This window comes from Streptococcus danieliae (assembly GCF_009767945.1).
GTDB classification, from domain to species: domain Bacteria; phylum Bacillota; class Bacilli; order Lactobacillales; family Streptococcaceae; genus Streptococcus; species Streptococcus danieliae.
This window is the reverse complement of record NZ_WSRS01000058.1, coordinates 1-11,569: the sequence shown is the minus strand read 5'-3', so window position 1 is coordinate 11,569 and position 11,569 is coordinate 1. Positions and strand designations below refer to the sequence as shown.

Sequence of the window (11,569 nt, the reverse complement as noted above, 5' to 3'; positions counted from 1 at the left end):
CCCCCACCACAGGGAAAGCATCTCATAGAAATTCGAAAGAAGCCGGATTCGGATTGACGTTAAAACCATCTCAACACCCTTATTAAAAAGCTAAATAATAAAAGCCTAAAACTGTCAGTTTTCAAGGATTCCACACAACTTGACAAAGAGCCCTTAAAATTAAAAAAAGACAAACCTCACACGGAAGTTTGCCTAGTAGCAGCCTTACTTGGCTGCTTTTTTCGGTTATCCAAATAGGATAGGAGAATTTCAAAGCCTTGCGCTGAATAGGGGGGCAAAAGGAGAATGTACATATAGACATACTGGCTTTTGGTTTCCCAAATGAGGTGAAAGAGGAAGCCGCCGATCAGGAAGATCGCTCCAGCTAATTGTGTGGAAGGAAAATCGGGTTGGATTTTCCGCAGGAGGTGAAAGAGGTAGATGGCAGCTGTTGTGTAGAGGGTCCATAGGAGCAGACTCATTAAAAAGTGGAAAATCCGATAAGCGCTGCGTCCCTCATAAAGAGATTGGAGGAGTGGGGTAAAGGTCTCCTGGTTCCGCTCCCAACGATTGGGGCCAGTCCAAATGGACTGGAAAGTAGGTTCGGTCCAAGTGGAGTAGACTTTTTGGAAAAAGAAATGTCCAGCATACAGCGGATTTTTAAGGAAGGTAACGATCCGTTTGCGTAAGTCGCGTTTGGCCATGTCTGTGGCCTGTTCTTCATTAAAATTGTTTCGTTGGAGAATTTTGGTATTGTAACCGTCATACCAGCCTCCCAGGGTCTTGCGGTTTGGATCATCCCGGAGTCCCATGGTGACATAGGCAATTTTGGGAGTTCCTGGGCCAATCTCTTGGTCAATAACCCCTTCGTAGTAGGACAGGACAGCCTTGTTCATGCCTACCATACAGAGGATGCAGCTGACTCCAACCAATACTTTTTTCCAACTGAATTTTTTGAGAATAGATAGGGTTAAAATTCCCAAGATCGTTAATCCGAAGATCATATAGTTGTTTCGGATGACACAAGCGATACCCAGGAAAACAGCGGACAAGAGTCCATAGCGAATCTGTTCCTTTTTAGCAAATTTCTGGTAAAAGGTCAGACTGAGTAGGCAGGCGGTTAAACCAACGGTGCTGCCATAGACAAAGAGAATAAAGAAGAAATGGGGGAGGAAGGCAAAGCAGAAGAAGAGTAGGTAATTTCGAGCTAGCTGGCTCAGTCCCCAGGTTCGTCCCAATCTCCAAATTAAATAGTTATTGGTCAGGGTCCAGACCAGATTCATGCCAAAGGCCAAATAGGTAGTTGGGAGGATTGCGGCATAGATACGTTCTAGACTAAGGAGTCCCAGCTGATGAGGATTGCGGTACATGTAGGCACCGATGGTGGTCAAGGATTCAAAGTTGCCTTGATTGAAGGCTAGTGCGGCCTTGTAGACATGTTTAGCATCCGCTCGAATTTGCCCCTCAACATTGAAGAGCAAGTAGGCCCCCATGAGGAGATAGAGGATGGTTAGGATTTTAAAAAACTGCTTGTCAGACAGCTTTTCAAAGGAAGATCGCAAACTCACCAAGCCCCAGATAAAAAGTCCTAAGCAGGGAAGGAAAAACCAGGGATTGGTTTGGAAAAGTACTCCCTCAGAAATTTTTATGGGGATGAAGCTTGTGACAAATAGGCTTGAAAAACTAAAGAAGGTACAAAAGAGTCCGGCTAGTAGAAGCATTAGGTAGGTTCCGAACTGACTTAAGTAGTTAAAAAAACGGCGCACGAAGAGCCACCTCTTTCTTGGATTGAAATATTCTTCTAAAATCATACCACAATTATGCTAGAATAAGGAAAGGAGGATGCGATGTTTCAAAAGAGTAAATTATTTTTTTGGACGGTCGAAATACTTCTCTGTAGTCTCGTTCTCTTTTTGTGGCGAGAGATGGGGGAGATTGTTACACCGGTTGTTCGGGTCTTAAATACCATTTTAATTCCCTTTATCTTAGCCGCCTTTTTTTATTACATTACCAATCCGATTGTGGAAGGTATGGAGCGAATTTTCAAAATTAAGCGGGGCATTGGTAGCCTTTTAGCGGTTGCGGGTGTGATTGGGCTTGTGGTCTGGGCAGTGGTTTATTTGCTGCCGATTTTGATCCATCAGTTAACCAGTTTGATTGCTGCCAGTCAGGGAATTTACAAGGAGGCTCAGTCTCTGGTCAATAACTTGGCTCAAGAGCCCCTCTTGCGGAATGTGGATTTGCAAAAAACGGTGTCAGACTTAAACCTGTCCTATGTGGATATTTTGCAGAATATCCTCAATAATGTAACAACGAGTCTAGGTAGCCTGTTCTCAGCGGTGGTCAATACAGCCTTTGTTCTGATTATGACACCGATTTTCTTGGTTTATTTCCTATTAGATGGTAAGAAATTCTTGCCCATGTTGCAGCGGACGGTTCTGAAGCGGGATTCGTTAGGGATTGCTTCCCTACTGGTCACTCTGAATAAAACGATTGCTCGTTATATTAGTGGAATCTCCATTGATGCCTTGATTATTTTCAGTCTAACTCTGGCTGGTTACTCGATTATTGGGATTCGTTATGCCTTGATTTTCGCAATTTTTTCAGGACTTTGTAATTTGATTCCCTATGTGGGACCAACGATTGGTCTGATTCCCATGGTGATCACCTATGCCTTTTTGGATCCGCAGAAGATGTTGATTGCCCTGGTTTATATGCTGATTTTGCAACAGGTGGATGGCAATATTCTCTACCCTCGGATTGTTGGGGGAGTGATGAAGGTTCATCCAATTACGATTATGGTCTTGTTGCTATTATCGAGTAATATCTATGGAATCGTAGGCATGATTGTGGCTATACCTTTATATTCGATTTTAAAAGAAATTGTGAAGTTTCTGTGGGAACTCTATGAAGGGCATAAGGAAAATCAAATGCGCAAGCAGTTGGATACAGAATTGTAGAAAAATCCTTTCTTTGTCTCCATGTGGGATAAGGGCCACGAGATGGTATAATAGAAACATGGCAACTAAAAAGAAAACTACAGGTACTAAAACTAGAAGACCTAGCAAGGCTGAGCAGGCTAGACAGGCCGCAATTCGGCGGATGTTTATCTCACTTGGTCTAGCGGTTCTGATCGTGATTGCCCTCTTGCAAGTGGGGGCTTTTGGTCGTACACTTTATAATTTGATTCGTTGGGGTGTCGGGAGTCTGGCTCCCGTCTTCCTAGTGGCACTTTTTATCTATCTCTTTACTTTCAAATGGCTACGGGATCGTCCCGGTTTTTGGCCTGGGGTGGTCTCTATTTTTGCAGGTTTGCTGCTGATTTGGGAGGCTTATCTGTTTGGTCAACTTCCAGCTGAGGTAGGCCTTTTGAATGCGCAGTTGGGCATACTCAGCAGTGAGCTCTTGGGATTGCAAGTTACGCAATTTGTGGGGGGCGGGCTTTTGGGTCTCCTGCTTTATATTCCGATTGCTTTTTTATTTTCAAATATCGGATCCTACTTTATTGGCGCGCTTTTTTTGGCTCTCGGAAGTCTCTTGCTCAGCCAACTTTCCATCTACGATGTGGGGGATTGGCTCTTGAATACTTATCAGCAGTTGACAGAAGCAGGGGAAAGCCTTTATTTGCGGGAGCGCCAGCGACGGCTTGAGGCCAAAAGGATAAGAGAGGAAGAGCAGCAAGAGTTGGCTGTCCTTCCTGAAAAAGAGCTAGTTCCTGAAGCTCCCTTACCCCTAGTTGATTTAGAAACTGGCGAGATCCTAGATTCGGGGCCCCTGTCTGAGGCACCAGCTATTTACTTGGAAGAAGTGGAGACCCTAGAAGAGGAGCTGCCTTTCCCAGAAAGATTAGAAAGCAGTCCTTTGGGACCCTATGTGTTGCCCAGCATAAATCTCTTTCCCAAGGAAAAAGCCAAGAGTCAGGCGCGGGAGCAACAGCAGGTCCGGGAAAATGTCCGCATCTTGGAATCCACCTTTGCTTCCTTCTCCATCGATGCCAAGGTGGAGCGGGCCGAGATTGGCCCTTCGGTGACCAAGTATGAAATCAAGCCGGCTGTAGGTGTTCGGGTGAACCGGATTTCCAATCTAGCAGATGATTTGGCCTTGGCTCTGGCAGCCAAGGATGTGCGGATTGAAGCTCCCATTCCAGGCAAGTCCTTGGTCGGAATCGAGGTGCCCAATAGTGAGGTGGCGACGGTTGGTTTCCGGGAACTTTGGGAACAAGCCAAGCTTGATCCAGCCAAACTTTTGGAATTGCCGCTTGGGAAGGCGGTTAATGGCCAGGTCCGTAGCTTTGACCTAGCCAAGATGCCGCACTTATTGGTGGCGGGCTCAACAGGATCTGGAAAATCAGTTGCAGTTAACGGGATCATTGCCAGTATTCTGATGAAGGCGCGTCCAGACCAGGTTAAATTTCTGATGATTGACCCCAAAATGGTCGAACTATCGGTCTATAATGATATTCCCCATCTCTTGATTCCGGTAGTGACCAATCCCCGTAAGGCCAGTCGTGCCCTGCAAAAAGTGGTGGATGAGATGGAAGATCGCTACCAACGTTTTTCGAAAGTGGGAGCGCGGAATATCCAGGGTTATAATGAACGCGTGGCAGCCCATAACCAGACCTCAGAGCTAAAAGAAGTGCCACTACCTCTTATTGTGGTGATTGTGGATGAGTTGGCTGACTTGATGATGGTGGCTAGCAAGGAAGTTGAGGATGCCATTATTCGTTTGGGTCAAAAAGCGCGCGCAGCGGGGATCCATATGATTCTAGCAACCCAGCGTCCAAGCGTGGATGTTATCAGTGGCTTAATCAAGGCCAATGTGCCGAGCCGAGTGGCCTTTGCTGTGTCCAGTGGAACGGATAGTCGAACCATTCTGGATGAAAATGGGGCAGAGAAGCTCTTGGGGCGGGGCGATATGCTCTTTAAACCGATTGATGAGAATCATCCAGTGCGGCTCCAAGGATCCTTTATTTCGGATGATGCTGTTGAACGGTTGGTCAATTACATTAAAGAGCAGGCTGAGGTTGATTATGATGAGGCCTTTGATCCAGGAGAGGTTAGTGAGCTGGATGAGGCTGGAGGTAGCGGCTCTAGTCAGGGAGATCCGCTCTTTAACCAGGCCAAGACCCTGGTTGTTGAAACCCAGAAAGCCTCAGCTTCTATGATCCAGCGGCGTTTATCCGTTGGCTTTAATCGGGCAACGCGGTTAATGGAAGAGTTGGAACAGGCAGGAGTCATTGGACCGGCGGAAGGGACTAAACCCCGCAAGGTTTTGATAAATCAGTTAGAGGAGAATTGAGATGGAATTTAGCGGAGTTGATCATATTGCCATTATTGGCCACAATGCTGAACGCATGCTGGAATTTTATGTGGAGCATCTAGGCTTCACCGTTCAGGCGGACCATGTTCGTCCCGACAAGGAGGATCGCCTGATCCTGGTCGAGAAAAACGGCCTGGTCTTGGAGCTGTTTGTCAAACCCCAGGCTCCCAAAAGACCAGCCCTGCCTCACCCGGAACATACGGGTCTGCGTCACTTGGCCTTTAAGGTCGACGATGTTCAGGCAACCCTAGCCTATTTTGACGAGGTGGGGATTCCCCACCAGGGACTCCGCTACGATGACTTTACCCAGAAGAAGATGGCCTTCTTCTTTGACCCCGACGGTCTCCCTTTGGAATTACATGAATAAAAAAAACTGTGTGGCCGCGGCCACACAGTTTTTTACTGGAAAAAGAGTGAGATGGTCATAGCTAAGTACATAAAGATCATCAGGAGGAAGGATAGGCGCCAGTAGTATTTGAAGAATTTCGGGTAATAGAAGGCGCGGTAGCGGATGAGGAAGTAGCAGATGAGCAGTAAGCCAAGGACTCCCAGGGCGAGGCCCAGTTCGGGTAAAAAATTATGGTAAAAGGCTTGGCTGGAGACCCAGTAAAAGGCAACAGCAAACAGGGGCCCCATTAAGTCCATAGCCCGTAATCCGATCATGTGAATTGGGAGTAGACGGGTTAGAAATAGACTGATGATGGGGATTCCAGCCAGCAGGGCTAAAGCAAGTATTTGTAAAAAAAGCATATAAGTCTACTCCTCAGGTCATTTCCTCCATTTTAACATGGAAAGTCTTTTTTGGGCAAAAAATTAAAAAAGAACTGAACTTTTCTCTTGCTTTTTTTCCAAAAAGCTGTATACTAAGAAGGTATGCGATTCGCATACTTGTGGGAGGTAAAAAACTGATCTTACCGCCAAAACCACAAAGGAGGATTTAAAAAATGGCTAAAAAAGTCGAAAATATTGTTAAATTGCAAATCCCTGCCGGTAAAGCGACACCAGCTCCACCAGTTGGTCCAGCGCTTGGTCAAGCAGGTATCAACATCATGGGATTCACCAAAGAGTTTAACGCTCGTACAGCAGATCAAGCTGGTATGATTATCCCTGTTGTTATCTCTGTTTATGAAGATAAATCATTTACATTCGTAACAAAAACACCTCCAGCTGCTGTTCTTCTTAAGAAAGCTGCAGGAGTTGAAAAAGGTTCTGGTACTCCAAACACTGAAAAAGTAGCAACTGTTACACGTGCTCAAGTACAAGAAATCGCTGAAACTAAAATGCCAGATTTGAACGCAGCGTCTGTTGAAGCAGCAATGCGTATGATTGAAGGTACTGCTCGTTCTATGGGATTCACTGTTGTTGACTAATCAATAACGCCCAAAACCCGCAAGACTTCATCAGTTCGATGAGTGACGTGGGAGATGAAAATCGATTGAACCACTAAACAAGGAGAATAGAAAATGGCTAAAAAAAGCAAACAACTACGTGCTGCTCTTGAAAAAATCGACAGCACAAAAGCATACAGCGTAGAAGAAGCTGTAGCACTTGCGAAAGAAACAAACTTTGCAAAATTTGATGCAACTGTAGAAGTTGCTTACAACTTGAACATCGATGTTAAAAAAGCGGATCAACAAATCCGTGGTGCGATGGTTCTTCCAAACGGTACTGGTAAAACACAACGTGTCTTGGTATTTGCGCGTGGAGCAAAAGCTGAAGAAGCAAAAGCTGCTGGTGCTGACTTTGTTGGTGAAGAAGACCTTGTTGAAAAAATCAACGGTGGTTGGTTAGATTTCGACGTGGTTGTTGCAACACCTGACATGATGGCTCTTGTTGGACGTCTTGGACGTGTTCTTGGACCACGTAACTTGATGCCAAACCCTAAAACTGGTACTGTAACAATGGATGTTGCAAAAGCAGTTGAAGAGTCTAAAGGTGGAAAAATCACTTACCGTGCAGACCGCGCTGGTAACGTTCAAGCAATCATCGGTAAAGTATCCTTTGATGCTGATAAATTGGTTGAAAACTTCAAAGCTTTCCATGACGTAGTGGTTAAAGCGAAACCAGCTACAGCTAAAGGTACTTACATGACAAACGTAACCATCACAACTACACAAGGTGTTGGTATCAAAGTAGACCCATCTTCTTTCTAAGAAGGGGATAAAAAGAGGCTAGAAGGAAAGTTCTAGTCTCTTTTTTGGTATAATGATGAGAGGATCGAGAAAGGTGGATCGATATGAAGAAAATTTTAGTAGTAGATGATGAAAAACCCATCTCCGATATTATAAAATTTAACATGACCAAGGAAGGCTATGAGGTTGTGACAGCCTTTGATGGCCAAGCAGCCTTAGACGTTTTTGAAGCGGAACAGCCGGATATCGTGATTTTGGATTTGATGTTGCCGGAGATTGATGGTTTGGAAGTGGCCAAGACCATTCGCCGGACCAGCAATATTCCGATTATCATGCTATCGGCAAAAGATTCCGAGTTTGATAAGGTGATTGGTCTCGAAATTGGAGCAGACGACTATGTGACCAAGCCTTTTTCCAATCGTGAATTGCTGGCTCGGGTCAAGGCGGTTCTGCGCCGGACCGAGTTGATTGCCGATGCCCAGGAAGAAGAGGCTGGCAAGCCCAGTGAATTGGTGATTCGTGATTTACGGATTTTCCCAGAAGCCTTTGTGGCGCATAAGCGGGACCAGGAATTGGAACTAACCCACCGTGAATTTGAATTGCTCTTACACCTAGCTTCTCATGTGGGGCAGGTTATGACCCGGGAACACCTCTTGGAGACGGTCTGGGGTTATGACTATTTTGGGGATGTTCGAACTGTCGATGTAACCATCCGCCGCCTGCGGGAGAAGATAGAAGATAACCCAAGTCGTCCGGAATACATTCTCACGCGCCGTGGTGTCGGCTACTATATCCGCCATGATCATTAAGATTCGTGATTTTCTCTTTACCAGCGATATTATTTTTGGCCTAATTGTCGTTTCTTTTATCATTGTTGTGGCGCTTTTGGCTTATGAAAATCGAAAAGATAACCAAAAAATTCGCAAATTAAATGAGAAAATAGAAGAACTGATTTCCGGTCAGTATAATCGCTTGGAGCTGGATTCGCAAAGTCCAGATATTCGAGAGCTCATCACATCCGTCAATGATTTGTCGGATGTGATTCGTCTGACCCAGGAAAATCTGGAGCAGGAGACAACTCGCTTGTCCAGTGTCCTATCTTATATGACGGATGGGGTTCTAGCGACCAACCGGCGAGGTGATATTACTCTGATTAATGATATGGCCTGCCGGATGTTGGGGGTCAGCGAAGAAGCTGCCCTGGGCCAACCGATTTTGCAACTATTAAAGATTGAGGATCGCTATGACCTGCGCCAACTGATTGTGGAAACACCAGTGGATACCATTGATAGCCAGGATGCTAATGGTGAGTATCTAAGTCTCAGGGTTCGTTTTGCCCTAGTGAGACGAGAAAGTGGCTTTGTTTCGGGCTTGGTTGCAGTCTTGCACGATACGACAGAGCAGGAGAAGGAAGAACGGGAGCGCCGTTTGTTTGTTTCCAATGTCAGCCACGAATTGCGGACCCCCTTGACTAGTGTTAAATCCTATTTGGAAGCTTTGGAAGACGGGGCTCTGACCGAACCGGTGGCACCAGATTTTATTCATGTATCCCTGACGGAAACCAACCGGATGATGCGGATGATCACCGATCTTTTGAGCTTGTCGCGAATTGATAACGAGGCCAGTGATTTGGAAGTCGAGTTGATTAACTTCACGGCTTTTATGACCCACATCCTGAATCGGTTTGATAAAATCCGTAGCCAAGAGGAAAGCAAACACTATGAGATTGTGCGGCAATACCCCATTTCTCCAATTTGGATTGAGATTGATACGGATAAGATGAATCAGGTTTTGGACAATATTCTCAACAATGCCATCAAGTACTCACCAGATGGTGGTAAAATTACCGTCTCCATGCAGACCACCGATTCCCAATTGATTATTGTGATTGCAGACCAGGGCTTGGGGATCCCCCAGAAAGACCTGCCTAAAATTTTCGACCGTTTTTACCGAGTGGACAAGGCGCGTAGCCGGGCTCAGGGGGGAACCGGTCTCGGTCTTGCTATTGCCAAAGAAATTGTCAAACAGCACCAGGGCTTTATCTGGGCCAAGAGTGAGTATGGCAAGGGATCTAGTTTTACCATTGTTTTACCATATGAAAAATCCCTCTCCGAAACAGGAGATTGGGAGGACCAAACAGGAACGGATGTAGAAAGTGACGGATAAAGGATTTCAGTATAGTATTTTAGCCTCGGGATCGAGTGGCAATTCATTTTATGTAGAAAGTGAAAAGAAGCGAATTTTAGTTGATGCGGGCTTATCTGGTAAAAAAATCGAAAGTCTCTTAGCCGAAATCGACCGTAGTGCCAAGGACCTAGCTGCGATTTTTGTTACCCATGAACATAAGGACCATATCCACGGAGTTGGGGTTTTGGCCCGAAAATATAATCTGGACATTTATGCCAACCAAGAGACCTGGGATGCCATGAAAGGCCACCTCGGAAAAATTAGGACCGACCAGAAACATGTTTTTGAAATGGGCAAAACCCTGACCTTTGGAGATTTGGACATTGAAAGTTACGGGGTCAGCCATGATGCGGCGGCTCCGCAATTTTACCGGTTTATGAAGGACCAGAAAAGCTTTGTCATGTTGACAGATACTGGCTATGTCAGTGACCGTCTAGCAGGAGTGATTGAAAATGCCGATGCTTACCTGATTGAAAGCAACCATGACATTGAAATTCTTCGCAGCGGTCGCTATCCCTGGTCCTTGAAACAACGGATTTTGTCCGACAAGGGTCATTTGTCCAATGAGGATGGGGCAGAAACCATGATTCGCACCCTGGGCAACCAGACCAAGAAAATCTATCTAGGCCATCTCAGTAAGGAAAATAACATTAAAGAGTTGGCCCACATGACCATGGTCAACAATCTGGCACAAGCCGATTTGGCTGTTGGACACGATTTCCAGGTCTTGGATACTTCGCCTGATCAGGCCAGTCCCTTGACTTGGATTTAAGTGCTTTGTAGACTAACTAGAAAAAAGAGGAGAAGCAATGCGTTTTGAAGAGATTTTGCCTGGCTTACGGGCTAAGAAAAAATATGTGCGTCAGGGATGGGGTGGTGCAGAGAATTTTGTTCAACTGTTTGACCACTTGGAAGTCAATGGCCAGATGTTAGAAGTAACTCCCTACTTCCTAATTCATGTGTCTGGTCAAGGGGAGGGCTATTCCATGTGGAGCCCAACTCCCTGTGATGTCTTGGCTGAGGATTGGGTAGAAGTGGATGCCTAGGAAGGTCTTGATTACAGGCGTCTCCTCGGGGATTGGTTTAGCCCAAGCCCGGGCTTTTTTGGAGCTGGGCGATCAGGTCTATGGCCTTGATCAAAAGCTAGCTCCAGATTTGCCGGGGGATTTCCACTTTCTCCAGGTGGATCTGACACAAGATCTGGAAGCCGTCTTTTCCTGGGTTGACCAAGTGGATGTGCTGCTGCTAACAGCTGGGATTCTTGATGCCTATACCCCACTGTTAGAGATGTCGCGAGAGTTGTGGGATCGGATCTATGAAACCAATGTCCGTGTACCGATGGAAATGAGTCGTTTCTATTTGAACAAAATGGTATCGGTAGGAGCAGGGGTCATTATCACCATGTGTTCCATTGCGAGTCATATAGCTGGGGGCGGAGGAGCTGCTTATACCAGCTCTAAACATGCATTGATGGGACTGACCAAGCAGATGGCTCTTGATTATGCAGGAAGTGGCGTTCAGATTTTTGGGATTGCTCCAGGGGCTGTCCAGACTGGAATGACCCAGGCCGACTTTGAACCTGGAGGTTTGGCGGAGTGGGTGGCCCAGGAGACCCCGATCCAGCGTTGGACTCAGCCAGAGGAGGTGGCCGATCTGACCGTTTTTTTGGCTAGTGGTAAGATGGCCTCCATGCAAGGAGCGATTGTGACCATTGATGGTGGTTGGACTCTGAAATAAGAAGAAAATAGCTGTTTTGGGAGTGGGATAGAGAAGGAGTACTTCTGTTCCACTCCCTTTTTTGGCTCTTTGTCAAGTTGTGTGGAATCCCTGAAAACTGACAGTTTTAGGCTTTTATTATTTAGCTTTTTAATAAGGGTGTTGAGATGGTTTTAACGTCAATCCGAATCCGGCTTCTTTCGAATTTCTATGAGATGCTTTCCCTGTGGTGGGGG

General features: G+C 45.9%; 11 protein-coding genes and 1 pseudogene. 10 read left to right on the top strand and 2 right to left on the bottom strand.

The genetic code is table 11. The features are described 5' to 3' along the window. Window positions 1–176: 176 nt before the first annotated feature. Complete coding sequence (locus E5983_RS06645; protein WP_202056533.1) at window positions 177–1,550, bottom strand: glycosyltransferase family protein; 1,374 nt, start codon at window positions 1,548–1,550, stop codon at window positions 177–179. Window positions 1,551–1,826: 276 nt separating this feature from the next. On the opposite strand from E5983_RS06645, the gene E5983_RS06640 reads away from it, so the two are divergent. The 3 genes and pseudogenes from E5983_RS06640 to gloA2 all read left to right on the top strand — a co-directional run bounded on the left by E5983_RS06640 (window position 1,827) and on the right by gloA2 (window position 5,665). Then, entirely contained in the window at window positions 1,827–2,939 is a 1,113-nt protein-coding gene (locus tag E5983_RS06640) for an AI-2E family transporter (protein WP_160333097.1), read from the top strand. Between the two features lie 463 nt (window positions 2,940–3,402). Continuing rightward, a pseudogene (locus E5983_RS06635) lies at window positions 3,403–5,277 on the top strand (DNA translocase FtsK); the annotation flags it as partial. 1 nt (window position 5,278) lies between these two features. Then, entirely contained in the window at window positions 5,279–5,665 is a 387-nt protein-coding gene (gene gloA2, locus E5983_RS06630) for an SMU1112c/YaeR family gloxylase I-like metalloprotein (RefSeq protein WP_160333095.1), read from the top strand. Window positions 5,666–5,697: 32 nt separating this feature from the next. On the opposite strand, the gene E5983_RS06625 is transcribed toward gloA2, so the two are convergent. Beyond that, window positions 5,698–6,048, bottom strand: coding sequence for a DUF3397 family protein (locus tag E5983_RS06625; RefSeq protein ID WP_160333094.1), 351 nt, complete (start codon window positions 6,046–6,048; stop codon window positions 5,698–5,700). A 194-nt stretch (window positions 6,049–6,242) separates the two neighbouring features. On the opposite strand from E5983_RS06625, the gene rplK reads away from it, so the two are divergent. The 7 genes from rplK (at window position 6,243) to E5983_RS06590 (ending at window position 11,354) form a co-directional block, all read left to right on the top strand. Then, window positions 6,243–6,668, top strand: coding sequence for a 50S ribosomal protein L11 (gene rplK, locus E5983_RS06620; RefSeq protein ID WP_160333093.1), 426 nt, complete (start codon window positions 6,243–6,245; stop codon window positions 6,666–6,668). A gap of 93 nt (window positions 6,669–6,761) precedes the next feature. Then, window positions 6,762–7,451: a 50S ribosomal protein L1 gene (rplA, locus tag E5983_RS06615; protein WP_160333092.1), complete on the top strand. Its 690-nt coding sequence runs from the start codon at window positions 6,762–6,764 to the stop codon at window positions 7,449–7,451. A gap of 83 nt (window positions 7,452–7,534) precedes the next feature. After that, window positions 7,535–8,239, top strand: coding sequence for a response regulator YycF (yycF, locus tag E5983_RS06610; RefSeq protein WP_160333091.1), 705 nt, complete (start codon window positions 7,535–7,537; stop codon window positions 8,237–8,239). Next, window positions 8,229–9,596, top strand: a complete 1,368-nt coding sequence (gene vicK / locus E5983_RS06605; RefSeq protein WP_160333090.1) for a cell wall metabolism sensor histidine kinase VicK — start codon at window positions 8,229–8,231, stop codon at window positions 9,594–9,596. Before yycF ends, vicK begins: the two co-directional genes overlap by 11 nt. Beyond that, on the top strand, window positions 9,586–10,389 hold the full coding sequence (locus tag E5983_RS06600) for an MBL fold metallo-hydrolase (RefSeq protein WP_160333089.1): 804 nt from the start codon (window positions 9,586–9,588) through the stop codon (window positions 10,387–10,389). Before vicK ends, E5983_RS06600 begins: the two co-directional genes overlap by 11 nt. A 37-nt stretch (window positions 10,390–10,426) precedes the next feature. Continuing rightward, entirely contained in the window at window positions 10,427–10,663 is a 237-nt protein-coding gene (locus E5983_RS06595) for a DUF2829 domain-containing protein (protein WP_160333088.1), read from the top strand. Then, the gene (locus E5983_RS06590) at window positions 10,656–11,354 is read left to right on the top strand and encodes a 3-oxoacyl-ACP reductase (RefSeq protein WP_160333087.1); all 699 of its coding nucleotides are present in this window, start codon (window positions 10,656–10,658) and stop codon (window positions 11,352–11,354) included. The genes E5983_RS06595 and E5983_RS06590 overlap by 8 nt, the downstream gene beginning before the upstream one ends. Window positions 11,355–11,569 lie beyond the last annotated feature (215 nt).